Here is a 22,729-nt window from a genome sequence, read left to right on the forward strand (position 1 = left end):
ATAGCCGTGATCTTATTTATTATTTCAATGTAACCGATATGCATTTGTCGTGTAATAGTACCAATACTGCGTCCCAAGTTCACCCCTTTTCCCGCAGACGCGTTAGTTCCCGCCAATAGTTAATGTGTGCTATACCCATATAAATGACAGTAAAATTGGGGAGCAATCCAGTTTATGGCCGCGATCCAGGGTCAACAATACTTCGTCTCAGCTGCAATAGTCGCCGCTGAACTGCACAAGGCGATGTTGGTGGCCAGAGAAATTTCGCTTACGGCCAGCAATGCCCGCGCGCTCGCGCTACGTGCAGGACACGGCGCAGCGGGCTTTAGAGCTATTACCGAGTTTATTGAAGAGTTAGCGAGAAAAACCGTAACCGCCTCAAAAGACATCAACGGCGAAGCCGTAAAAATGAGCCGTACCGCCTCGGAAATCGCTCGAACCCGCGATGCCCTAGATCGATTTCACCAAGCCTTTGAAAAAGCAAAAGACTCCCCAATCTAGCGTCCCTTAAACCGGCACTTGAGCATACTAAAGCACAATTTGAAACCCTAGAAGCCACATTTCACAAACAGATCAACCAGCTCATTGCACGACTTGAAGAGCTTGGCCGTGAGCTGCGTACGGCAACGGTATTGGCGGCAATGTCTCGCGTGGAGGCTTCGGCGTCTGGCAGAGAATTTGAATCGTCTCTCAATGTAATCGCTGAAAATGTAGCTCGAGCAGCCAGTAAAATACAAAAACACGTTAAAAACTCACAGCAATTATTCAGTGAAATCACACTCATTTAAGGGAATGGTCTGCGCATGCTGACACAGCAAATTTTCAGTAACGATAGCCATCAATGGTTTGTGTTTGGTCGAGACCCAGACAAACCTAGCTCTATTATCGATACCAACCAATACATGGTACGTACACGCCATAACGCGCTACTAATGGATCCTGGTGGTATTGAGCTTTTTTCCGCTATGCTCGCCAACGTCGTAAAACAGGTGCCTATACAACAAATTACTCACTTATTTGCATCCCATCAGGACCCCGACATTATATCGTCTCTTGGTCTTTGGGACAGAGCGCTGGATAATGCCACGCTGCATTCTCCCTGGCTCTGGGAAGGGTTTATTCGCCATTTTGGTATGGAAAAAATCACCTACAAAGCGATTCCCGACGAAGGTTCAACGCTACAGCTAGATGGGCTACAGCTGGAATTTGTACCTGCACACTACCTGCACTCTTCAGGCAATTTTCACGTTTATGACCCGCAGGCAAAAATATTAATGAGTGGCGATGTGGGGGCCGCACTTGAATCGCCGGAAGCACCACTTTTTATTGATGATTTTGAATCACACACAAAAAAAATGCAGCTTTTTCATCAGCGCTGGATGCCATCCAATAGAGCGAAAAATGAATGGATAGAGCGTGTAAGAAAACTTGAAATTAACACCATGTGTCCACAACACGGACGCATCTTTCAAGGTGACGATGTTCAGCGTTTTTTGGATTGGTTTGAAGCATTGGAGGTGGGTACAGCCGTAGTGTAAGTGACTAGCCGATAACCAAGACAGGAGTCTAACCAGACCTGTAGCGGCTGGACGCTAGTCTTGGTCGCGTGAAATTTTTCCACGAGCACCTTTAACCGCCGACCGGCGCGTCTTGCCTTCTAAGCGCCTGCGTACAGAAGACTTCGTTGGCCGCGTCGGTACCCGATTCTTAACCTTTACTGCAGCCTGCAACAGGATCTCCTGCAACCGCGAAATAGCATCCTGTTTGTTTGCTTCAAGCGTGCGGAAACGCTGGGCTTTAATCACAATTTCTCCACGACTTAAAACGCGCTTATCTCCGCTCGCCCGAAGCTTTTGTTTGATGTACTCGGGCAAAGGCACTTTCTCAAAGTCAAAACGTAACTGTACCGCAGACGAAACTTTGTTGACGTTTTGCCCGCCGGGCCCCTGAGCGCGTATCGCTGTTATCACCAACATACCTTCACTCAATGTGAAAGTGCTTGTAATACTTAACGGGAGATCAGTCATAACGACACAAATAATGAATATACCGAGCCATTTGCCAAAAAGGCTCTCGCCTAGAGTAGTCTAGCTCTTTTTTGAGTAGCGCTTCCGGCTCGCGGTTTCGATCAACAGGGTTAAGAATGTAATCATGAAAAGAGCGAATGCCGCTTTTGCACAATACCGTAAAGCCTTCGTTTACCAGTTGCTGCAGAACCACACTAGGCGTTTGGGGGTGTGCGGGCGTTAGGCTGCCCCGAAAAGCACTAAAATCTTCAATATCGAATTTATGGAAATTTGTTCGCAGAAGGTTTTTGAACGCCAAGCCGTTAATGTTATAGAACGTTAGTGACAGGTGCCCACCTTTAGTTACGCGTTGTTTGAGATACGGAATAAGCGTTTGAGGTTTTGCCATCCACTCCATAAGCGCATGGCAAAGCACCAAATCATATTTGCCGGGTAAATTCAGATTTGGGAGTGTGTTCGCTAAGTCTTGCATTGCACACTGCACTATAGCCACGCTTTTCCGTGCATTAGCGTTTTGCCCCTGCTCAAAATTTTCACGCGCAAATTTCAGCATTTCGGTCGATACGTCATTAACAACAAGGCTGCAGCCGTAACTGTGTAGTCGGCTTGAAAAAGCGCTTCCCCAGCAGCCACATCGAGTACTGATCGGCCGTCGGAATTTTCAAAATACTGGGGGATGAATTCCTTAAAGTCCCGCTCAAGGACGCTCAATCGAATCTTGCCCTTCAACGAACCGTATACATTCCTCCGGAATCTAGCGGCTAATCCATCGAAATTACGATCACATTCAGAGGACATAAGAAAACGGAGGCGTGCCTTTCGTAAGCAGCACTTTAAAAAGTGCCTAATTCAATAATAACAGGTGGGCTCAGTACGTTAGCGGGATACATGGGCAAAACTTCAGCACATTAACTGCACAGCCATTAACGTAGGTCGTTAGGCCGAACCCGCTTTCTTTTTCAATTTCACCGCCGCCCTGCGCACTTCTTCGCGGCTATTGGCAATTTTTTGAGCAACATTATCCCAATCTAGAGCGCCATTACTAACCTGTAATTGCACTGTGGGTGTTGTAACAGCCGGCTCCTGCGCAAACTTTTTCTCGATATGCTTTTCTCTGTTTACAAGCAGCTTGTCTTTAATGACTGTCCAGGGGTCTAAACCGAGCTTGTGACAAAGCACTGTTAGATAAATATAGACATCAGCAACATCTTCTGCGATTTCGCCCATATCGTCTAACTCGCCGATCATTTGGGAATCGAGTTCAGACATCCACTGAAAATGATTGAGCAGCTTGGCTGACTCTAATGTAACCGTGGTTGCCAAGCTTTTAGGAGAAAAGCTGTAGTCTTTACCGGTAGCTTCTGCCACGCGGCCAAACTCATTCAGGATGAGCTCCTTTTTCATTCAAATCTCCACTCCGCAAGGAGCTAATGATCAAAGTATATCCAGTTGTATTTCCGCAGATAACGAACTTGTTGCTATTTTGCACACCTCTGGGGATGAACACATCAGCTAAAGCGTGTGCTCGAGCTTGAATTCTACCAGCCTTATGATTACATTCGTTAGAATCATTTTCATTCCGCAAGCGCATTCTACCGCGTTTGTCGCCACCAGAGGTATTCATGTCGCCCAAATCACCCAAACACCACTCGGCTTTCACACTTATACGGCAACAAACCGTAGATTCATTAAACCTGGAAGTCTCAGAGTACGAACATATCGGTACTGGCGCTCAGCACATACACCTAAGCTCAGATTCGGAAGAAAATGTATTCCTCGTTGCTTTACGTACAGTGCCTAAAGATTCGTCTGGTGTAGCGCATATTTTGGAACACACCGCCCTGTGCGGCAGTCAAAAGTACCCCGTACGTGACCCGTTTTTCATGATGACTCGTCGTTCGCTGAATACCTTTATGAACGCGTTTACCAGCTCCGACTGGACAGCCTACCCCTTCGCAAGCCTCAATCGAAAAGACTTCAATAACCTCATGGACGTATACCTGGACGCCGTCTTCTTCTCCAGGCTCGACCAGCTTGACTTCGCGCAAGAGGGCCATCGATTAGAGTTTGAGGAACCGGAAAACCCAGACTCTCCACTTGTTTACAAAGGTGTTGTATACAACGAAATGAAAGGCGCCATGAGCTCCGTTACTTCGCAGCTTTGGCAAACTCTCACCAAGCACTTGTTCCCCACCAGCACCTACCACTTCAACAGTGGCGGCGAACCCGAATCAATTCCAGATTTAACTTATGAACAGTTACTAGGCTTTTACAAAACACATTATCATCCCAGCAATGCTATCTTCATGACTTGCGGTAATATCTCTGCACAGGAACATCAAGAAACATTTGAACAAAATGTATTGAAACACTTTGACAAGCTCGACTACGCGGTGGCGGTAGATGACGAGAAGCGCTATTACTCACCCATAAAGGTTGAGGAGGCCTATCCGTACAACGAAGACGATCCAGAGCATCGTCACCATTTGGTTTTGGCGTGGCTGCTAGGCAAAAGCACCAACCTTACAGATACCCTTAAAGCTCAGCTACTTTCCAGTGTTTTACTCGACAACAGTGCGACGCCATTAATGCACGCGCTCGAATCTACCGAGCTTGGTAATGGACCCTCCCCCCTTTGCGGGCTGGATGATTCCCAGCGGGAATTATCGTTTCTTTGTGGCCTTGAGGGTTGCGAATCAAACTCCGCGCATGAAGTTGAGTCGCTTATTCTAGAAACCTTGCAGGATGTTGCTGAAAAAGGTATTCCTATTGAGGATATTGAATCCGCCCTTCACCAACTTGAATTACATCAGCGAGAAATTGGCGGCGACAGCTATCCATACGGGCTTCAACTTATTTTAACGGCATTAAACACCGCCACCCATCGCGGTAATCCCGTGCAACTCTTAAATATCGATGCGTCCCTCAAACAGCTTCATGAAGATATTAAAAAGCCAGACTTTATCCAAACACTCATTAAGGATTTATTATTAGACAACCCCCACCGCGTACGTTTAACTCTGCGTCCCGACGCAAATATCAATGAACTCAAGGAAAAAGCTGAGAAAACTCGTTTAGCGGCAATTAAAGCTACGTTATCTGCAGAGCAAAAAAACCACATTATCGAACAATCTAAAGCGCTTAAAGATCGTCAGGACAAACAAGACGACCCTGAAATTCTACCCAAAGTAACGTTGGATGATGTTCCAAAGTCGGAGTTTGAACAAAAACCGGACACCCTTTTTAAAGAAACGAAAAAAATTACGCGCTACGACGCTGGCACTAATGGCATTGTCTACCAGCAGTTTATTTTTGACATGCCTAGTATTTCTTCAAGCGAACTGCCTGTACTTCCGCTGCTAACCAGCTGTTTAACCGAGTTAGGTGCAGGCGAAAAGTCCTACCTCGACATGCAGCGATGGCAAGCAAGCGTGAGCGGCGGAATAAACTCATTTAGTTCTTTGCGGGGCGGCATCACCGACTACAACAAAGTGAACGGCTTCGTCACATTTTCGGGTAAAGCATTGAACCGAAACCAGTCCGCGCTTTGTGACCTGATGCAGAGCACAATTCAAGAAGCACGCTTTGATGAAACCACGCGAATAAAAGAGCTTATTGCTCAAATTCGCGCACATCGTGAGCAAGGAATTACCGGTAATGGCCACGCACTTGCGATGCTAGCAGCCACCGCAGGCATTTCACCTAACGCGCGCTTAAGTCACGAACTAAGTGGTTTAGTCGGCATTCAGAATATTAAAAAACTGGATACCGCTGTTCGTGATTCCGACGATGCCCTAAAAAATCTGTCGGAAGTTCTGCGCTCTCTACATCAGAAGATAATCACCAACCCGGCTCAGGGGTTATTGGTGGCAGAGCAGGCTTACCTTGAAACCTTTACCAACAATGTCAGCCATATGTTTCCAAATGGCGAACAGAGTCAGGCATCACGATTTGAATTAGAGGCTAAGCCCTACGACGTGCAAGAGCTTTGGCTTACAAATTCACAGGTAAACTTTTGTGCGCAAGCCTATACCACTGTGCCCCCAGCCCATGAGGATGCAGCGGCATTAATTGTTCTTGGAGGGTTTTTACGAAACGGTATTTTACACAAAACCGTTCGTGAGCAAGGTGGTGCATACGGCGGTGGTGCGTCGCAAGACGGCAACAACGGCGCGTTCCGCTTTTACTCGTACCGTGACCCACGCATTGAAGATACCCTAAAGGACTTTAATTTGGCGATAGACTGGCTACTAAACACCGAGCACCCCTACCAACACTTGGAAGAAGCTATACTCGGCGCAATCAGCTCTATTGATAAATCTGAATCGCCCGCAGGTAGAGCCAAACGAATTTTTCATGCCGAACTACACGGCAGAACGCTTGAGTATCGCCAGCAAATGCGCGAAAAAATTCTCGGCACATCCTTAGCGGACCTTAAGCGTGTCGGTGAAAAATACCTAGCAAACCAAAAACCTAACACCGTAATCATTACCGATTTCTCTAATCGTGAAAAAGCGCAGGCTCTAGGCTTGGACGTGCGTGAGATATAACTCAGCTAAATAAGCATGTTCCTACGTAAATCAGAATAACCATTGGAAAAACCGGATTTTAGCGCGATGAACCGTTAAAATCCGGGTCACCTTTATCACCAAAATTCGGAAAGTGCGGCCTATCTAAGGCAAATACATTTTAAAAATTCCGCCCCCTAAATCACCACCATTAGCTAATTCGATATAGCCGTTCCGGTTGTTCTGCTTATGGAAACTCGCTATTTTATCGGAAAAATACAGACCCAAGTGCGTACCACCTTTACTTACCTCTACATCTTCGATTTGCGTAATTGGCCGGTTAATCATCGCGTCTGGGTAGCCCTTGCCATCATCAGCGATAGTAATACATAACAATTCATTTTCAACTTTTGCTGACATATATATAGTGGAATTCGTGTACCGAATGCAATTCACCAAAATATTGTGCACCACACTACCGATCAAATCCTGATCAACATACCAGTTAAGATCACCATCGCACTCGAGTGTCATCCCCACACCTTTTGTTTCCATTAACACATTGTTGCGTGCTATCTGATCTTCAAAAATGTCGAGGATATAGTATTCATCAATAAGTACGGGCAAAAAATCATTCTGCATCCGATAAATCGTTAGCAGCTGTACTAATTCACTATTTATCCTAGAAGCCTCATAGTGTAACGTGGAGAATCGACGTGCTTGGATTTCGTTGGTTGGCGGGCTATCCTCAATAACTGATTCCAGAGACGCCAGCAGCATGCCGATTGAATTTTTCATATCGTGCACGCTTGAAGCAAGCACAAGGGAAAAATCTATGCCGTTCTCGTTGTCTTTCATTTTTTACTCCAGAATCATATAGAATTCGCCATATTGCGCAAACGGCGATATCGATCATACTGTGGGTGCTCGTCATCTATCAGTGATTCAACTAAGTTTAAGCAATCACGACAGTCACGCTTAACGCTGTCGTCACCTATATCCGCCTTCATTTTTCCAATAAGCGATTGCACCATATTCAACTGAATACCCACGTGTTTTGGAAAGAGTTTTCTAGCCTTTTCGAAACAACTTAGAGCCTCATCAAAACGCGCATCGTTATAAAGTTCGATGCCCTCTCGGTTAATAGTCGCCACAAACTCACGACTGGAATCACTAGCCGGCTCATCAAGAAACACGTCGAGTTTCTCTAAAGCTTCCTGATCATCTGCGTAGACCGTTTGTAATTCCTCCAGTAGCTCAGTCACTTTTTTCTTGTCACCCAAAGACTGTAATGCCAGGACGCGATCCACGTCGAGATCGATGTTTGACTCAACATTTTCTAGTATCTGTTCTGCAGCGGCAAAAAAGCTTTGCGCCAAATCCTCGCGCCGTTCCAATGCATGAATACGACCTGCAAGCAAACTACATTGGGCCAATTGAACATCGTTTAGGTCGTATTGTTCTTTGGCTTTATCGAGTATGGCTAACGCCTCATTACCAATATTTGTATCGACATCCATTTCCCGTTCCACCGCAAGCGACGAAATACGCGCAAAACCAAAATGATCTTCAGCCCTACCATGGCAGGAATACTGCCCCAGTTTTACTGACCGACGCTGAGCGCTTAAGGCGGTAATGAGATCGTTGTTTTCAGTTGCCACCTCAGCCAGGTATTTTTGACGGAGAATTGACATGGGGGAAATGTCGACTGCGCGCTGCACCGTAAATTGCACGTTGAACTTCTCACCCTTTTTGTCCCAGTTCGTCGCCATAGCATCGTAAGCCGGCAGATATAGCGGATTGTCGGCAACTATCTTTTCCAACCAGTCACCGGCCAACTCTAGGTCACCCCTTGCCTGCTTCACTACGGCAAGGCCAAGTCGCGCCCAATCCACTTGCCGCACCTCCAAGGCGCGAGTATACAAACGCTCCGCTTTATCGAGATCGCCCATGCGTATAAACACAGTACCCAAAAGTTTTTGCGCGAAGTTGGAGTAGCGGTCTTCTGCCATAGATAAATCAATAAGAATATCTGAAGCCGTAAGGTAGTCTTGCTTTTCTATAGCCGCGTAAGCGGTGGAAAAAATACCTCTTTGCTTCAGCAGACGATTGATGCGCTGTTCTAGCATTTTCGCCGTGATGGGCTTCATCAAATAGTCATCTGGCTCACAGTCATAGGAGCACATGACAATAGTACGGCTCGATTCAGCTGAAACGATGATAAATATGGTGTCACGTGAAATCGCATGCTTATGACGGAGCTCTTCAAGCACATGCTGGCCCGTACGACCTGCGCCTAAATTGTAATCGCAGAGAATTACATCAAACTTCTTGTTTTGGCATTGCAAAAACACCTCTTGAGCGGTAGCCGCCATTACAACATTGGTCGCACCCAAACTGGATAACATCGAATTAACCGTGTTGCGGAAGCTACCAAAATCATCGGCAATCAAAAACATTAGTTTGGAGTAGTTTATCTTTCCACTCATTTCTCGCTACTGAATCTCCCAAAAGCCTTATAAGCGTGCTGTCTATAGAGTGTAGTTGATGGAAGCAAAATTGAGGGGAAGCCCACTAACCGCTAGAATGGCGACCCGCTTCCCCTTGGGCTCGTACTATGACAAAACAATCGCGAGATTCGCGCGACACCCTCTTTGCCGCAACAGACGCCGAATTCGGTGCATTTACGTTCGACCAAAAGGTGGTAGATGTATTCCCCGATATGATCAAGCGCTCGGTCCCCGGCTACACCACTATCATTCATATGGCCGGCCAGCTGGCCGAGCGCTACGCGCAGGCCGGCAGCCTTTGTTACGACCTAGGCTGTTCATTGGGAGCGTCAACCCTTGCGATGCGTCATCGTATACAGGCTGCTGGCGTCAAAATTATTGCTATAGACAATTCTCAGGAGATGATCCAACGCTGCCAGCAAGTTATAGATGCCGATAGCCATGAGATTCCGGTAGAGCTACGTCAGGAAAGCCTGCTCGACAGCCAGATTGAAAACGCGTCCGTGGTAGTCATGAATTTTACGTTGCAATTTATTGCGCCAGCCGAACGAGACAGGCTTATTGCACGTATCTATCAGGGGATGCGCCCGGGTGGCGTTTTTATTCTCTCCGAAAAACTCACCTTCAATAGCGCTCACCACGACGAGCTAATGAACGAGCTTCACTATTACTTCAAAAAAACCAATGGTTACAGTGAACTCGAGATTGCCCAAAAACGCTCCGCTCTAGATAATGTACTCATTCCAGAATCATTGGAGTGTCACCAACAGCGCCTTGCCAAAGCCGGTTTTGAAGGCACCGAGCTGTGGTTCCAATGCTTTAACTTTTCGTCATTACTGGCGTTTAAACCCATTCAGGAGAAATAGTAGTTGAGCGAACACACCTTTGAGGGGCCTATCGATTACACCCCGCTACTGTCTTACCTCAGCAAAAATGAATTGGCGCACTGGGCCGACATTTTGCCGGCGCAGATTAACGCGGGCTTGTCGCTAAAACGCTTCGGTGACTTAGCGGGTTGGTATCAAGCCATGGCCGAGTTACCTACGGTTACCTCAAACCAGTGCGATTTCAACCGTCAGGTTCGGGTGGGTCATGCTGATGAACTCACCCATCAACAGCTACAAACGCTGGAGCAAGCCTTTCGTAAACTGATTCCTTGGCGAAAAGGACCCTTTGATCTCTTTGGCCTTAAAATCGATACAGAATGGCGATCCGACTGGAAATGGGACAGGCTGGAACCACATATCGCTAATCTAGATCAACGCAGAGTATTAGACGTCGGTTGCGGCAGTGGGTACCACTGCTGGCGTATGCATGGCGCAGGGGCTGAGCAAGTTATCGGCATTGAACCCTCTCCACGTTTTGTGGTGCAGTTTTACATGGTTAAAGCCCTAGTAGGAAACTGCGCTGTCGATGTCTTACCCATTGGCATTGAATCGCTGCCACCAAAACTCGAACATTTTGATACCACCTTCTCTATGGGGGTGCTCTACCATCGCCGCTCACCAATGGATCACCTTTTAGAGTTACGTGATACTTTGCGTCCTGGTGGTGAGTTAGTACTTGAAACACTGGTTATTGAGGGGAAAGAAGGCGAAGTACTGGTTCCCCATGGCCGCTACGGTAAAATGAATAACGTTTGGTTTATTCCCAGCGTTCCAACCCTCACCGCATGGCTAGAAAAGTGCGGCTACGAAAACGCGCGTTGTGTGGACTGCAGCCAAACCACAACAGACGAACAAAGAGCAACCGATTGGATGAAGTTTCAATCGCTTGAAGATTTTCTTGACCCAACGGACCCTTCCGTAACAGTTGAGGGGCACCCAGCGCCTAAAAGAGCGATTATTCTTGCCAATAAAAAACTCTAGCCACCCTAGACCTCCGGAGCACAGAAAGCACCCTGCAGAATTAGCCGGCTATTGACTGTGTGTGGTGAAGCCACACCGGGCTTAATCGATGGGATTGATGTCCAAGCTTAAGCCAAACGCCGCAACAACCTGCTTACACCAGCTTTCAATACGCTGATTAGAGAGTTCTGGCTGCTGGTCCTCGTCCAGCGCTAAGCCCACGAACAGATCCTTACCCTCCACGATTGCTTTTGAAGCATCAAACTCATAGCCCTCTGTGGGCCAATGGCCAACAACTTTGGCGCCCTTACGCACAATGACATCGTGAAGTAATCCCATCGCATCGAGAAAGAAATCACCATAGCCGAACTGATCACCCAAGCCAAATAATGCGACCGTCTTGCCGGTGAAGCTTACCTCTTCTAAGTCACTCCAGAAATCATCCCAATCGGACTGGATCTGTCCGAAGTCCCAGGTTGGAATTCCCATCATCATCAATTCGTACTTGGCAAAATCCAGCTGTGTGGCGTCACCAATATCCACCACTTCCACGACATCGGCGCCAAGACACTGTTGAATACGATAGGCAATAGCCTCGGTATTCCCTTCGTCGCTGCCGAAAAACAGGCCTATCTTTGCCACTTAAAACCTCATTAATACATACACTATGGGCGAAACTGCGGACTACAAAGCCCTACATCAGAGGGCGCACATTCTCGCAACTTCTCCGATTTGTCGCAATCACGGTAAGCCAATAAACCGGCAATTGGTCGCCCTCAAGCAGAAAATCCTTGCCGTTTCTAACGACAGCTTTTTGGCGAAACTTAAAACATCAATAAAGAAGGCCCTCTAAGTCATTGTATTTAAAGTACTAAATTAAATTTAGGACTTTTGGCACAAATTTAGCTAAATATGACTTAACCCGTTTTGTATGCCGTATCGATTTAACAGGAACAACTATGGTGACCTTGGCTTCCAGCAAAGACAATAGCGCTTCCAGCACCGCCTCCACAACGCTTGGAACAAACAAGCCCATACCGTGGCCAAGCCAGAGAGTAAATGGATTCCCAGCTGAAAACACTTTTCGCGATCTTCAGTTTAAGCTTGCCAATAATCTACAAAGCTCTTTGGACTTACATACCACGCTAGAGTTGTTTTTTAACAACATTCAGGATGCCGTTGCGCTTCATGGTTTAAGCTACAGCCCACCGGCTAGCCAAAAACGTTTTGCCCTCGGAGAGGCTAAGGTACACAAAGCCAACTACGCCATTTCCGGCGATAACGTTCAACTTGGTCAAATTGAATTTAGCCGTTCTAAGCGATTTCTCGAAGCTGAATTGGCGATGCTCGAAATGATGGTAGGCGTACTCTTTTACCCCCTGCGTAACGCTTTACTGTATCAGCAGGCCCTAGAAAATTCGTTTCGCGATAGCCTCACAGGAGTCGGTAACCGCAGTGCCTTTGACGCAAGTTTCGACCGCGAACTCAAGCTGGCACAAAGGCACCAGCTGCCTTTGTCAGTGATGGTGCTCGATATTGATCACTTCAAACAAGTGAACGACCAGCACGGTCATCAACACGGTGACCGTGTGTTAAAACAGGTTGCCGAGGTACTACTTAAAGCCTTGCGCGAAACCGACCAAATATTCCGCTACGGTGGGGAAGAATTTGTAATATTACTCAATAATACCGACTTGCACAGCGCTACCCTCATAGCAGAGCGTATACGCGTGCATATTGCGATGACACCCTGCCCATTAGCGGGAAAGCAAACGTTTGTAAGTATAAGTGCTGGGGTCAGTCAGATTCAGGCCACGGATAATGGTGAAACACTGTTTGGCCGAGCGGACGAAGCCCTTTATCGCGCTAAAGCTGAGGGCAGAAACTGTGTAAGATCCGAAAACAATGTCGCACTTTCAAGTGAGCAGGCCCTTTAAGGGGCGCTGTTATTACTCTTCAGAGCTTCCGCTTCCGCTTCCGCTTTCTCCATAGCATTAATTTCGGCTAACTCTACCGGCGTATGCTGACCGTAAAAGTGAGGGTAATCCCAGCCGTAGCCCCAACGAAAGTCCGTTGGCCAAAAAGGTGAACCTCCCACTCGAACACCCGCTAGCATCAGCTGAGCAATTTCTTCTTCACCAGCGTTAGCTACGCAGTTACGCAGTTGCTCGTCTGCAATCCAACGCTGCTTGTAGGTTCCTCCACGCCAGTAGGCGCGGTCGTGTTCCGTACAGCAATGCAGCCATAATTCTTTCTGTGAACGCGTTCCTTCGGGGAATGCACTGCATCCGTCACTGGTGAAAGGTTTGAGTTCACCTGCAGCGACAAAACTCGCAAACAAACAAAAACCCAATACCACGCTAAGGCGCATCAGCTGTCTGGGCGACTTTTGCTAGAATTGCGTGCCGAAGCGCGACGCGATGTATGCCCTTTACGCAAACGACGTTGATGGCGCTCGCGAGATTTACGTAACTCTACAGAATATTTAGGTTTAGGCGGGCCATCAATACCAGCGGTTGCACAGAGTTCGTTCACTTCTTTTTCGTGCAATTCTAGCCATTGACCGGAACGAACGTGAGAGGGAATGAAGATATTGCCGTATCGCACGCGCTTCAAACGGCTCACGCGCATCTCCTGGCTTTCCCACAAACGCCTCACTTCGCGATTGCGGCCTTCCATTACCACACAGTAGAACCATTGATTACTGCTTTCTTTCGAGCCTTCTTTGATATCGGAAAATCGTGCTATTCCGTCATCCAGTAAAACACCGTCTCTTAAACGCTGGAGCATATCGTTATCGACATCACCTTGAATTCGCACTAAATATTCACGGTCAATATTCGAAGATGGATGCATCAGCTTGTTGGCAAGTTCACCATCATTGGTAAAAAGCAGTAAACCACTGGTATTAAAATCTAAACGTCCGACCGAAATCCACCGGTTGTTCGCTATTTTTGGCAAGCTGTCGTAGACCGTTGGACGCCCTTCGGGGTCGGAGCGGGAACAGATCTGACCTTCAGGTTTGTTGTACAAAATTACCCGAATACGCTCTCGGGCCTGAGGCCCAGTGCGAATCCGTTTGCCACCAAATTCAATGCTATCTGTATCAGATACCCGGTCACCTAGCTTCGCGACAACGCCATTTACAAGCGCCTTACCCAAACTGATGGACCGCTCCATTTCACGGCGAGAACCCAGGCCTGCACGTGCGAGAACCTTTTGCAGTTTTTCACCTTCAGGTGATTCTGGTTGATCAGTCATGGCGGTTTTCTTCATCCCCTGGTACGACGTTGCTATCTGTTGGGGCGTTTTCAGAATCCAGCTCAGCGCTAGATTCATCGCCAGTATCAATCTCACTGTCGAACAGAGAAGGCGCTAGGATTTTTTTCTCTTGCTGCTCTTCCTGCTCTTGCGGATCTTCTTGGCCTTCTTGGCCTTCTTGATCTTCTTGATCTTCTTGATCTTCTTGATCTTCTTGATCTTCTTGATCTTCTTGATCTTCTTGATCTTCTTGATCTTCTTGATCTTCTTGATCTTCTTGATCTTCTTGATCTTCTTGATCTTCTTGATCTTGCTGATCTTGCTGATCTTGCTGATCTTGCTGATCTTGCTGATCTTGCTGATTTTGCTGATTTTGCTGATCTTGCTGATCTTGCTGATCTTGCTGATCTTGCTGATCTTGCTGATCTTGCTGATCTTGCGAAAGTTTAAGCTCTTCCCCCAGCTCTAACACAACGGCTTCTGCGGCGACTTCAGCATCGTCTAATTCTGTAATGTCCACCCCATCGCCTGCTTCAGTTTCGTCGCCAACAGACAGACTCTCTTCAGGTGCATCACCGTCAGTTTCGGCTAGCTGCTCAGCGCTTTCGGTAGCTTTAGCGGCCGCTGCTGCGGCAATACTTTCCTGAACCTCAGGCGGTAACAGGTCGAATTCCAAGCTTTCATTTAAACTATCAATATCACGCAGCTCGCCCAGAGTTGGCAACTCATCCAAGCTTTTCATATTAAAATAATCTAGAAACTGCTTAGTGGTAACGTAGAGAGCCGGGCGCCCTGGCACATCGCGGTGACCGACCACCTTTACCCATTCACGTTCAGTAAGCGTTTTAATAATATGGCTACTGACAGCAACACCACGCACTTCTTCGATATCACCACGAGTAAGCGGTTGGCGATAGGCAATCAGCGCAATTGTTTCGAGCATCGCCCGCGAGTATTTCTGTGGTTTTTCTTCCCACAATCGATTAACCCAACCAGCTAAATCTTCTCGCACCTGAAAACGATAGCCGCTAGCCACCTCTGCCAACCCGAAACCGCGACCTTCACAACTCAGAATAATGTCGTCCAGTACGGACTTCAGCTCTTCTTTACTGGGCGCTTCGTGTTCTTCGAATAAGGTGAGCATCCTATCAATGGTGAGGGGCTCTCCGGCTGCCAGAATGGCGCCTTCAATAATGTCTTGTAACTGCTTTTTCTCGAGACTCATGAACGTTTTTTCGTAATATTGAGATGAAACCCTCGCAGCAATTACTGCGCGCGGGCTTTAACATGTATAGGGCCGAAAGATTCGGTTTGTACAATTTCGACTAGGGCCTCTTTAATAAGCTCCATAACCGCAAGAAAAGTCACCACCACGCCCAAACGGCCTTCATTGACGGTAAACAGACTAACAAACGGTACAAATTGCTGGCCGTTAAGCTTGTCCAGTACTTGCCCCATTCTTTCGCGCGTAGAAAGCTTTTCTTTTTCAACGTGATGGCTTTCAAACATATCGGCACGACGAAGTACTTCCGACAGTGCCAGCAAAACCTCTTTTAGGTCCACATCTGGATCTGGTCGGGAAAGATACCTGTCCGGCCCTTCGGCTTTAGCGATATGAACATCTCGATGCATACGCGGAAGCTCATCGATATCTTCTGCTGCTTGCTTAAAGCGTTCGTACTCCTGCAGCCGGCGAATAAGGGTTGCTCGAGGGTCGTCATCTTCTTCGTCGCTGACTTCTTGTGAGCGAGGCAACAACATGCGTGACTTAATTTCAGCCAGCATGGCAGCCATCACCAAATATTCCGCGGCTAGCTCAAACTGTATGGCCTCCATCACCTCAACGTAGGATACATACTGGCGCGTAATTTCAGATACGTCGATTTCGAGAATATCGAGATTTTGTCGGCGGATCAGGTAAAGCAACAAATCTAAAGGCCCTTCAAAAGCCTCCAGAAAGACTTCTAATGCATCGGGCGGGATATACAGATCTTTGGGTAGCTGAGTGAAAGCTTTACCCTGCACTATGGCAAACGGCATCTCCCCCTGTTCGGGGTGTTTATCACCTGTGGCGGCCACTGCGGCGTCACTCACGTCAGCGGCTACAGCCTCTGGCGCTTGCTGATCAACCGTTTCCGCTGCTTCAGCAACGTTTGTTTCTATTCCCGACAAGGCACACCTTCACTACAAACAGATGAAAAAAGACCGCGCATTATAGCGGCAGACGCAAAGGAACTGCCATGAGAGTTATTCAAAATCGCTTATGTCACCGCAGCCCGCTCTCAAGACCTGGGGGTCTTCTCCGGTAAGATCGATCACGCTAGTGGCCTCCAAACCACAAAACCCGCCGTCGATGACCAGCTCTACCTGATGCTCTAAAGTGTCGCGAATATCATAGGGGTCAGTTAAAGGCACATCGTCCCCAGGCAGAATCAAAGACGAACTCATTAACGGTTCACCGAGCTCCTCCATTAAAGCCAAGGCGATAGCGTTATCGGGCACACGCATACCCAAAGTCTTACGCTTTGGGTGCTGTAAACGCCGTGGCACCTCACTTGTAGCGTTAAGAATAAAGGTGAAGGGCCCCGGTGTGTGGCTGCGTATAAGCCGATAAACCGCATTATCCACACGGGCATAATTGGCGAGTTCAGACAGGTCGCGGCACATTAAAGTGAAATTATGGTCTTTGTCTAACTGCCTCAACGCTCGAATGCGATCCAGCGCAAACTTGTCGCCAATATGGCAACCCAGTGCGTACGCCGAATCAGTTGGGTATACAATCAAACCACCCTTACGGAGAATTTCCACAGCCTGACGAATTAGCCTTGCTTGCGGGTTTTCGGGGTGAATTGCAAAGAATTGCGCCATTACTGCCTCGTTTTTGCTTTCTATTTTATCGACTCCACAAGTCCCACACTGGTTGCACCGTAGACGGCAACCTGTCGGCACAACCCAACTCCTGCCATGGTTGACCCGGTACGTGGAAATCGCTACCGCTTGAGCCAGCCAGTTTGAATTGGTTGGCAATTTTAGCAAGATTTCCGGCTAAACCCACGGGTTGTTTTCCACTGACAACCTCTATGGCCCCACCGCCCACATCTGCAAACTGCTCTGTTAGCAAACACAACTTCGTTCGGGTCATTTTGTACTTTGCCGGATGTGCGAGGACGGCGGTACCTCCAGCCTGGGTTATCCAGCCTACGACCTCGGCAATTTCGGGCCAATTACTTTTGACATCACCCATTTTACCTGCCCCGAGGTAACGCTTAAACGCCTGGCTGATAGTGCTTACAACGCCCTGTTCAACAAGGTATCGGGCAAAATGGGGTCGACCTACTGCGCCGCCATTAGTATAGGATTTTGCCCCCTCTAGCGCCGACGCTATGCCTGCTTTTTCTAGTTTAGTCGCTATAATTTCCGCGCGACTTTCCCGGGCGCGCTCCTGGGATAAAACAGCCTGCTGTAGACTCGAATTCGAAATATCAAAGTTCAAACCTACAATATGGACGTTTTTCCCCATCCACTGACTGGAAAATTCAATACCTGCAACAAGATTTATACCTGTCCGCTCGGACTGCTGTTTGGCCCGGGCTAAGCCATTTATAGTGTCGTGATCTGTGAGTGCAAGGCAGGTAACATTGCGCTCCGCCGCACGGATTACGACCTCTTCTGGACTCAAGGCACCATCAGACTGGTCGCTATGGCAATGAAGGTCGTATACTGGCGCCATTAATTCAGGTACTCAATAACAGGGAACATGATTTAGTTGTTCCACAAGATGATTTAACGTTTAAAATTCAACCAAATGAATTTCAGTACGGAGAAATTCCGTCGATTTGAAACCAAACGAAATATCATACGAATAATATCTGGCTAAGGATAAGCCTTCTCACTTTAAAGTTGTAACTTTTATGTCAAATATGCCGAAATCTAAACCCAAACGTGAAAACCCTTTTATTAACCTTCTGCTAAACATCGCTGTGCCTACCATTATTTTGATGAAATTCAGCGGGCCTGAAGAACTCGGCGCCAGGCTGGGCCTTATTGTCGCCTTACTATTCCCCATTACCTACGGCGTTTTCGATTATTTCCGCATCAAAAAAATCAATTTCTTCTCCGCATTGGGTGTATTCAGCATTCTGATGACCGGCGGCATCGCGCTACTCGAGCTCGACCCGAAGTACATTGCGATTAAGGAAGCCGGAATTCCCGCGCTTATTGCCATTGCATTTTTAGTGACGCTGAAAACACGGTCACCACTAATCAAGCTTTTTCTCTATAACGACAATCTACTGCAAACCGCCCGAATTGAGCAATCACTTGAAGAAAATGGGAACTCCGCCGCTTTTGAGCGGACATTTTTTAACGCAACCGCCATGATCGCCGCATCATTCACGCTGTCGTCAGTGTTAAACTACTTACTTGCCAAGTGGGTAGTCGTAAGCGCGCCCGGCACAGAGGCCTTCAACGAAGAATTAGGCCGCATGATGGCACTCAGCTACCCGGTAATAGCTATACCCTCATTGATCCTAACATTCGGCATTCTTTTCTATTTAGTGCGCCGAATTATGGCCCTTACTGGGTTAAAATTCGAACAAATCCTCGTCGATATGGACAGTGACAGCGAAGACCCACAAGCGCAGGGCGATTTTGAACAACCCAGCCAGAAGCAACAGAATCAAGCCGAGCCAACGGCCAGTAAGCAGGAAATATAAGAAATGTTTTATGCCATTATCAGTGAAGATGTACAACAATCTCTCGAGAAACGTAAAACGGCACGCCCGGATCATCTTGCTAGGTTGAAAAAACTGCGTGACGAAAGCCGCCTACTGCTAGCAGGCCCGCACCCAGCTATAGACGCCGAAGATCCTGGTGCTGCCGGATTTACAGGGAGTCTGGTCATCGCACAATTCAACTCACTGGACGACGCTAAAGAGTGGGCCAATGCCGACCCCTATGTGGCCGCTGGTGTTTATCACCAAGTTATTGTAAAACCATTCAAGAAAGTTCTCCCTTAAAACACATTTTTGCTTGAGCTCTGCCATGTTTAAAAATTATCCCGACACTCTACGCCATGGGTTTCGACTGGCTACCCTCGTCCTAATTACTTCACTCAGCAGCCCCACAACTTATGGCCAAAACAATAGTCCAACGGAGGTTAGATATGTCACTGACATTTTATACGTACCTATTAGAAGTGGCCAAGGCAACCAATACCGAATAGTCAACGCAGGGCTAAAAAGTGGTACTCAGCTGACCTTCCTAGAAGAAGGCGATTCCGGTGAGTGGACACGCGTACGTACCGCTGCGGGCATTGAGGGTTGGATTCCGAATCAATACATTATTGAAGAACAACCTGGTCGCCTGCAACTCACTCGCGTCACCGCAGAGCTAGCGAGGCTGAAAAAAAGCAATACTCAGCTAGCGGCTGAAAACAATGCAATGAAAAAGGCAAACGCTGAGCTAACGAACAAATCATCATCCGACTCTAGCGCCCGTTCGAAGATGTCCAGCGAGCTTGAGCGAATAAAAAACTTGTCAGCCAGCGCTATAAGCCTAGAGAAAAATTACCGAGAATTACTGGAAAAGCACCAACTGCTACAAACAGAAAAAGACGTTCTAACCGCCGAAAATGAAAAGCTTGCCAATGACAATCGGGTAAACTTTATGCTTTATGGTGTAGGGATTTTACTCATTGGCGTACTGCTGGCCTATATACTTCCCGCAATCAAACCAAAAAAACGATATTCTGAGTGGAGCTAACAGGAGTTAATTATGCTACGCGCGTTCCTTTTTACACTATTATTTACCCTCCCATTTTCAGCGGTTTATGCTGCCGACGAAAACAAAGGGGTAAGCGACCCAGATAACCCCAGAGTTTTTTTCGAAACTGATCTCGGAAGAATAACCATCGAACTGTACCCAAAAAAAGCGCCCATCACAGTTGCAAATTTTTTACATTATGTCGACACAGGCTTTTACGTAGGCACTATTTTTCACCGCGTGATAGATGACTTTGTTATTCAAGGTGGCGGCTATACCTTCGATTTCAAACGCAAGGAACCAGCAGCACCCATTAAAAATGAAGCAGACAACAAGCTACTTAATTATAAGGCCACCCTATCTATGGCTCGCACGGCAAACCCCGACAGCGCAACATCTCAGTTTTTCATTAACATCAAGCATAACAAAAACCTTGACCAAGGCGGCGGTAGCGCAGGCTACGCGGTATTTGCAAAAGTTGTAGAAGGTTTTGAAGTAGTGAAAAAAGTAGAGCGGGAACCACGAGGACTTTATCGCGCACACCCCGAAGCACCCAACTACCCGGTTAGGATTTTAAAAGCCGGACGAGTCGAAAAACAAACACAAAGCCAAGAACAAAAATAGATTTGAGCCCGTATATGTCGATTGCTTTAAGTATAAACCTGAATAAAATCGCACTCATCCGAAACTCCCGGGAGGGCAACTTCCCCGACCTCAAAAAGTTTGGTCAACTTTGCTTAGACAACGGCGCCAACGGTCTCACTGTACATCCGCGCCCTGACCAGCGTCATATAAAACCCTGCGACACAAGAGAGCTAGCGCTTGTGGTTAAATATTTTCGCGCACAAACCGGCAAGAATACTGAATTCAACATTGAAGGGAACCCTCAAGCTGCCCCTCGCGGTGACTACCCAGGGTTAATTCCGCTGGCATTGGAGACACAGCCAGACCAATGCACACTGGTACCAGACAGCGACAACCAAAAAACGTCCGACCATGGTTTTGATTTAACAAGCACGGCAAGCCAATTGGAACCCGTGATCAGGCGCTTAAAAGATAACGGCATTCGTGTATCGCTGTTTATGGACCCCGACATCGAGCAAATTCGATTAGCGAAGGAAATAGGCGCCGATAGAATAGAGCTGTACACCGGTCCGTTTGCCCAAGCATTCGAACAAAATAAGGCAGAGGAAATATTCCAACAACACGGCGAAGCCGCACAACTTGCCCAAAGTATTGGCCTCGGCATTAACGCCGGACACGACCTTAATGTGGAAAATATGGCTATGTATCGGAAACTTCCCGGCTTGCAGGAAGTTTCAATTGGCCATGCACTCACAGTCGATGCCCTGCTAATAGGAATGAAAGCAACGGTACAACGCTACCTCAGCGTTTGCCAGCCCGGTTAACCCATGAACAACACAGATTCCGATCGTTACCTCGAACGTAAACAGTTTTATAGCCAACTATTAACCATATACGGGCGAAAACCCTGCATGGAGGCCATGTCAGATACAAATGTTGAAGTATTCAGGCTACATCTGGCGGAGAGTAATAAACAGGCCAAAATTTTAGAGGAACTCGCTACGCTTGCAAAAAATCGCGGCGCCGAAATTTTGTACCACGATAAAAAAGCGCTTTCTCGTATTTCGAAAAACGCCAAACAAGACCAGGGCGTAGCGGTTGATTTGAAATTAAGTGGCTTTACCGATTATCGTGACTACCTCGCCAGCGGGTTGCCCCAAGCCGCCACTTTTTTGGCAGTTGATGGCGTCACAAATCCACAAAATCTTGGCATGATCATTCGCTCCGTCTGTGCATCACCTGCGCAGGCACTGATTTTGCCCAAGCAAGGCTGTGCAAAACTCGACTCACTTGTTATAAAAGCAAGCGCCGGCACCCTCTTCCGGGCAAAAATTATTCGGTGCGATAATCTGGCCGAGTGTCTTCTGGCTTTCAAGCAGGCAGGGGCAGCAATTGTTGGACTGGATTGTAATGCAACTCAAACGCTTAGCGACCTGAAGAACGATAAGAACCGAGTATTTGTATTAGGAAATGAAACCGAAGGTCTTTCTGGTGATTGCGCACAGGTGTGCTGCCAGGCGGTAAAAATTCCCATGCGCAATCGTGTCGAGTCGTTAAATGTTGCCGTTACGGCCGGAATTATTGCATTCCAATCAGCATAACCCAGTACTAGAGCGGAACGACATTTCGCCCGTAGACCTCGTTAATGATTTGCCCCATCGCGGCGTAGATTGCCGAAGCACCGCACAAAACACCTTCATAACCCGCAATGATTTTAATCGTTGCGCTACCGGTAGCGTCAGCCAACGCCAAAAGAAAAAACAGAATCACCAGCGATGCAAATATAAATTGAAGTGCTCGGCTCAACTTAAGCGTACCCACAAATAGAATGGCTGTAAATACACCCCACATCACCAGCCAGGCAACCATTGCTGAATTTTGCGGCGCATCGACAATACCCATTTTCGGCATTACCCATAAGGCAACAAGCGTTATCCAAAAGAATCCGTAAGAAATAAATGCAGTGGTGCCAAAGGTATTGCCTTTTTTGAACTCCATAATACCTGCGACAACCTGGGCGATGCCTCCATAAAATATGCCCATTGCTAAAATCATGGAACCAACGGTAAATAAACCTGCATTGTGCAAATTCAACAACACCGTTGTCATTCCAAACCCCATTAGCCCTAAAGGTGCGGGATTGGCCGTAATATCCTTGGTTTTGATATTAACGATTTCATTGCCAACTAATTCACTCACCATACTCATAATCAAAACTCTCTATATTG

At 47.3% G+C, this 22,729-nt stretch carries 26 protein-coding genes; 12 read left to right on the forward strand and 14 right to left on the reverse strand.

Annotated elements, in window-relative coordinates:
• Positions 1-174: 174 nt before the first annotated feature.
• The gene (locus H5336_RS23180) at positions 175-501 is read left to right on the forward strand and encodes a hypothetical protein (protein ID WP_246439448.1); all 327 of its coding nucleotides are present in this window, start codon (positions 175-177) and stop codon (positions 499-501) included.
• Positions 502-562: 61 nt separating this feature from the next.
• Here H5336_RS23180 and H5336_RS23185 read toward each other — a convergent pair whose 3' ends face one another.
• Positions 563-784: a hypothetical protein gene (locus H5336_RS23185; protein ID WP_246439449.1), complete on the reverse strand. Its 222-nt coding sequence runs from the start codon at positions 782-784 to the stop codon at positions 563-565.
• Between the two features lie 19 nt (positions 785-803).
• On the opposite strand from H5336_RS23185, the gene H5336_RS19850 reads away from it, so the two are divergent.
• The gene (locus H5336_RS19850) at positions 804-1,538 is read left to right on the forward strand and encodes an oxygen-binding di-iron domain-containing protein (protein ID WP_185236208.1); all 735 of its coding nucleotides are present in this window, start codon (positions 804-806) and stop codon (positions 1,536-1,538) included.
• Between the two features lie 54 nt (positions 1,539-1,592).
• Here the strand turns inward: H5336_RS19850 and arfB are convergent, their stop codons facing one another.
• The 3 genes from arfB to H5336_RS19865 form a co-directional block, all read right to left on the reverse strand.
• Complete coding sequence (gene arfB / locus H5336_RS19855) at positions 1,593-2,027, reverse strand: alternative ribosome rescue aminoacyl-tRNA hydrolase ArfB (RefSeq protein ID WP_185236207.1); 435 nt, start codon at positions 2,025-2,027, stop codon at positions 1,593-1,595.
• Positions 2,020-2,673: a methyltransferase domain-containing protein gene (locus H5336_RS19860; protein WP_313558342.1), complete on the reverse strand. Its 654-nt coding sequence runs from the start codon at positions 2,671-2,673 to the stop codon at positions 2,020-2,022. Before H5336_RS19860 ends, arfB begins: the two co-directional genes overlap by 8 nt.
• A gap of 290 nt (positions 2,674-2,963) precedes the next feature.
• A complete protein-coding gene (locus H5336_RS19865) occupies positions 2,964-3,431 on the reverse strand; it encodes a MazG-like family protein (protein ID WP_185236209.1) in 468 nt (155 codons plus the stop codon).
• 218 nt (positions 3,432-3,649) lie between these two features.
• Here H5336_RS19865 and H5336_RS19870 point away from each other — a divergent pair, with 218 nt between their 5' ends.
• Complete coding sequence (locus tag H5336_RS19870; RefSeq protein WP_185236210.1) at positions 3,650-6,577, forward strand: insulinase family protein; 2,928 nt, start codon at positions 3,650-3,652, stop codon at positions 6,575-6,577.
• Positions 6,578-6,700: 123 nt separating this feature from the next.
• On the opposite strand, the gene H5336_RS19875 is transcribed toward H5336_RS19870, so the two are convergent.
• Positions 6,701-7,393 (reverse strand): sensor histidine kinase, encoded by a 693-nt coding sequence (locus H5336_RS19875; protein ID WP_185236211.1) that lies wholly within the window; start codon positions 7,391-7,393, stop codon positions 6,701-6,703.
• 14 nt (positions 7,394-7,407) lie between these two features.
• A complete protein-coding gene (locus H5336_RS19880) occupies positions 7,408-9,024 on the reverse strand; it encodes a response regulator (RefSeq protein WP_221628253.1) in 1,617 nt (538 codons plus the stop codon).
• A gap of 128 nt (positions 9,025-9,152) precedes the next feature.
• Between H5336_RS19880 and cmoA the strand changes: the two genes are divergently transcribed.
• Complete coding sequence (gene cmoA / locus H5336_RS19885) at positions 9,153-9,911, forward strand: carboxy-S-adenosyl-L-methionine synthase CmoA (protein WP_185236212.1); 759 nt, start codon at positions 9,153-9,155, stop codon at positions 9,909-9,911.
• A 3-nt stretch (positions 9,912-9,914) separates the two neighbouring features.
• On the forward strand, positions 9,915-10,913 hold the full coding sequence (gene cmoB / locus H5336_RS19890) for a tRNA 5-methoxyuridine(34)/uridine 5-oxyacetic acid(34) synthase CmoB (protein WP_221628254.1): 999 nt from the start codon (positions 9,915-9,917) through the stop codon (positions 10,911-10,913).
• An 81-nt stretch (positions 10,914-10,994) separates the two neighbouring features.
• On the opposite strand, the gene H5336_RS19895 is transcribed toward cmoB, so the two are convergent.
• The gene (locus tag H5336_RS19895) at positions 10,995-11,534 is read right to left on the reverse strand and encodes a flavodoxin (protein WP_185236213.1); all 540 of its coding nucleotides are present in this window, start codon (positions 11,532-11,534) and stop codon (positions 10,995-10,997) included.
• Between the two features lie 317 nt (positions 11,535-11,851).
• On the opposite strand from H5336_RS19895, the gene H5336_RS19900 reads away from it, so the two are divergent.
• Positions 11,852-12,829, forward strand: coding sequence for a GGDEF domain-containing protein (locus H5336_RS19900; protein ID WP_185236214.1), 978 nt, complete (start codon positions 11,852-11,854; stop codon positions 12,827-12,829).
• Here H5336_RS19900 and H5336_RS19905 read toward each other — a convergent pair.
• The 6 genes from H5336_RS19905 to H5336_RS19930 form a co-directional block, all read right to left on the reverse strand.
• Positions 12,826-13,263: a hypothetical protein gene (locus H5336_RS19905; RefSeq protein WP_185236215.1), complete on the reverse strand. Its 438-nt coding sequence runs from the start codon at positions 13,261-13,263 to the stop codon at positions 12,826-12,828. The two genes, H5336_RS19900 and H5336_RS19905, sit on opposite strands and share 4 nt — an antisense overlap.
• Positions 13,263-14,153, reverse strand: a complete 891-nt coding sequence (gene rluB / locus H5336_RS19910) for a 23S rRNA pseudouridine(2605) synthase RluB (RefSeq protein WP_185236216.1) — start codon at positions 14,151-14,153, stop codon at positions 13,263-13,265. Before rluB ends, H5336_RS19905 begins: the two co-directional genes overlap by 1 nt.
• On the reverse strand, positions 14,146-15,378 hold the full coding sequence (scpB, locus tag H5336_RS23190; protein WP_246439450.1) for an SMC-Scp complex subunit ScpB: 1,233 nt from the start codon (positions 15,376-15,378) through the stop codon (positions 14,146-14,148). The genes rluB and scpB overlap by 8 nt, the downstream gene beginning before the upstream one ends.
• Positions 15,379-15,419: 41 nt before the next feature.
• The gene (locus H5336_RS19920; protein ID WP_246439451.1) at positions 15,420-16,325 is read right to left on the reverse strand and encodes a segregation and condensation protein A; all 906 of its coding nucleotides are present in this window, start codon (positions 16,323-16,325) and stop codon (positions 15,420-15,422) included.
• A gap of 75 nt (positions 16,326-16,400) precedes the next feature.
• Positions 16,401-17,021 carry an L-threonylcarbamoyladenylate synthase gene (locus tag H5336_RS19925; protein ID WP_185236217.1) on the reverse strand — a complete coding sequence of 207 codons (621 nt, stop codon included), beginning with the start codon at positions 17,019-17,021 and terminating at the stop codon, positions 16,401-16,403.
• A gap of 25 nt (positions 17,022-17,046) precedes the next feature.
• Positions 17,047-17,883 (reverse strand): PHP domain-containing protein, encoded by an 837-nt coding sequence (locus H5336_RS19930; RefSeq protein ID WP_185236218.1) that lies wholly within the window; start codon positions 17,881-17,883, stop codon positions 17,047-17,049.
• A 181-nt stretch (positions 17,884-18,064) separates the two neighbouring features.
• Here H5336_RS19930 and H5336_RS19935 point away from each other — a divergent pair, with 181 nt between their 5' ends.
• From H5336_RS19935 to H5336_RS19960, 6 genes are read left to right on the forward strand one after another with little or no spacing between them, the layout of a single operon-like run.
• The gene (locus tag H5336_RS19935; protein WP_313558084.1) at positions 18,065-18,868 is read left to right on the forward strand and encodes a VC0807 family protein; all 804 of its coding nucleotides are present in this window, start codon (positions 18,065-18,067) and stop codon (positions 18,866-18,868) included.
• 3 nt (positions 18,869-18,871) lie between these two features.
• Positions 18,872-19,171, forward strand: coding sequence for a YciI family protein (locus tag H5336_RS19940; RefSeq protein ID WP_185236219.1), 300 nt, complete (start codon positions 18,872-18,874; stop codon positions 19,169-19,171).
• 25 nt (positions 19,172-19,196) lie between these two features.
• Positions 19,197-19,916, forward strand: coding sequence for a TIGR04211 family SH3 domain-containing protein (locus H5336_RS19945; protein ID WP_185236220.1), 720 nt, complete (start codon positions 19,197-19,199; stop codon positions 19,914-19,916).
• Between the two features lie 12 nt (positions 19,917-19,928).
• Complete coding sequence (locus H5336_RS19950) at positions 19,929-20,540, forward strand: peptidylprolyl isomerase (protein WP_185236221.1); 612 nt, start codon at positions 19,929-19,931, stop codon at positions 20,538-20,540.
• Positions 20,541-20,554: 14 nt separating this feature from the next.
• Positions 20,555-21,325: a pyridoxine 5'-phosphate synthase gene (locus H5336_RS19955; RefSeq protein WP_185236222.1), complete on the forward strand. Its 771-nt coding sequence runs from the start codon at positions 20,555-20,557 to the stop codon at positions 21,323-21,325.
• A gap of 3 nt (positions 21,326-21,328) precedes the next feature.
• Positions 21,329-22,102: a TrmH family RNA methyltransferase gene (locus tag H5336_RS19960; protein ID WP_185236223.1), complete on the forward strand. Its 774-nt coding sequence runs from the start codon at positions 21,329-21,331 to the stop codon at positions 22,100-22,102.
• 7 nt (positions 22,103-22,109) lie between these two features.
• On the opposite strand, the gene H5336_RS19965 is transcribed toward H5336_RS19960, so the two are convergent.
• Positions 22,110-22,709, reverse strand: a complete 600-nt coding sequence (locus tag H5336_RS19965; protein WP_185236224.1) for an acetate uptake transporter — start codon at positions 22,707-22,709, stop codon at positions 22,110-22,112.
• Positions 22,710-22,729: the final 20 nt, after the last annotated feature.

Source organism: Teredinibacter franksiae, assembly GCF_014218805.1.
GTDB classification, from domain to species: Bacteria; Pseudomonadota; Gammaproteobacteria; order Pseudomonadales; family Cellvibrionaceae; genus Teredinibacter; species Teredinibacter franksiae.

Bases quoted from the DNA above. Each gene is read 5' to 3' on its own strand.
- cmoA (WP_185236212.1), top strand. From the start codon at position 9,153: ATGACAAAACAATCGCGAGATTCGCGCGACACCCTCTTTGCCGCAACA.
- H5336_RS23180 (WP_246439448.1), top strand. From the start codon at position 175: ATGGCCGCGATCCAGGGTCAACAATACTTCGTCTCAGCTGCAATAGTC.
- H5336_RS23185 (WP_246439449.1), bottom strand. From the start codon at position 784: ATGAGTGTGATTTCACTGAATAATTGCTGTGAGTTTTTAACGTGTTTT.
- rluB (WP_185236216.1), bottom strand. From the start codon at position 14,153: ATGACTGATCAACCAGAATCACCTGAAGGTGAAAAACTGCAAAAGGTT.
- H5336_RS19955 (WP_185236222.1), top strand. From the start codon at position 20,555: ATGTCGATTGCTTTAAGTATAAACCTGAATAAAATCGCACTCATCCGA.
- H5336_RS19875 (WP_185236211.1), bottom strand. From the start codon at position 7,393: ATGAAAGACAACGAGAACGGCATAGATTTTTCCCTTGTGCTTGCTTCA.
- H5336_RS19870 (WP_185236210.1), top strand. From the start codon at position 3,650: ATGTCGCCCAAATCACCCAAACACCACTCGGCTTTCACACTTATACGG.
- H5336_RS19905 (WP_185236215.1), bottom strand. From the start codon at position 13,263: ATGCGCCTTAGCGTGGTATTGGGTTTTTGTTTGTTTGCGAGTTTTGTC.
- H5336_RS19865 (WP_185236209.1), bottom strand. From the start codon at position 3,431: ATGAAAAAGGAGCTCATCCTGAATGAGTTTGGCCGCGTGGCAGAAGCT.
- H5336_RS19940 (WP_185236219.1), top strand. From the start codon at position 18,872: ATGTTTTATGCCATTATCAGTGAAGATGTACAACAATCTCTCGAGAAA.
- H5336_RS19945 (WP_185236220.1), top strand. From the start codon at position 19,197: ATGTTTAAAAATTATCCCGACACTCTACGCCATGGGTTTCGACTGGCT.
- H5336_RS19900 (WP_185236214.1), top strand. From the start codon at position 11,852: ATGGTGACCTTGGCTTCCAGCAAAGACAATAGCGCTTCCAGCACCGCC.
- H5336_RS19935 (WP_313558084.1), top strand. From the start codon at position 18,065: ATGTCAAATATGCCGAAATCTAAACCCAAACGTGAAAACCCTTTTATT.
- H5336_RS19950 (WP_185236221.1), top strand. From the start codon at position 19,929: ATGCTACGCGCGTTCCTTTTTACACTATTATTTACCCTCCCATTTTCA.
- H5336_RS19965 (WP_185236224.1), bottom strand. From the start codon at position 22,709: ATGAGTATGGTGAGTGAATTAGTTGGCAATGAAATCGTTAATATCAAA.
- arfB (WP_185236207.1), bottom strand. From the start codon at position 2,027: ATGACTGATCTCCCGTTAAGTATTACAAGCACTTTCACATTGAGTGAA.
- H5336_RS19930 (WP_185236218.1), bottom strand. From the start codon at position 17,883: ATGGCGCCAGTATACGACCTTCATTGCCATAGCGACCAGTCTGATGGT.
- H5336_RS19880 (WP_221628253.1), bottom strand. From the start codon at position 9,024: ATGAGTGGAAAGATAAACTACTCCAAACTAATGTTTTTGATTGCCGAT.
- H5336_RS19960 (WP_185236223.1), top strand. From the start codon at position 21,329: ATGAACAACACAGATTCCGATCGTTACCTCGAACGTAAACAGTTTTAT.
- scpB (WP_246439450.1), bottom strand. From the start codon at position 15,378: ATGAGTCTCGAGAAAAAGCAGTTACAAGACATTATTGAAGGCGCCATT.
- H5336_RS19925 (WP_185236217.1), bottom strand. From the start codon at position 17,021: ATGGCGCAATTCTTTGCAATTCACCCCGAAAACCCGCAAGCAAGGCTA.
- H5336_RS19850 (WP_185236208.1), top strand. From the start codon at position 804: ATGCTGACACAGCAAATTTTCAGTAACGATAGCCATCAATGGTTTGTG.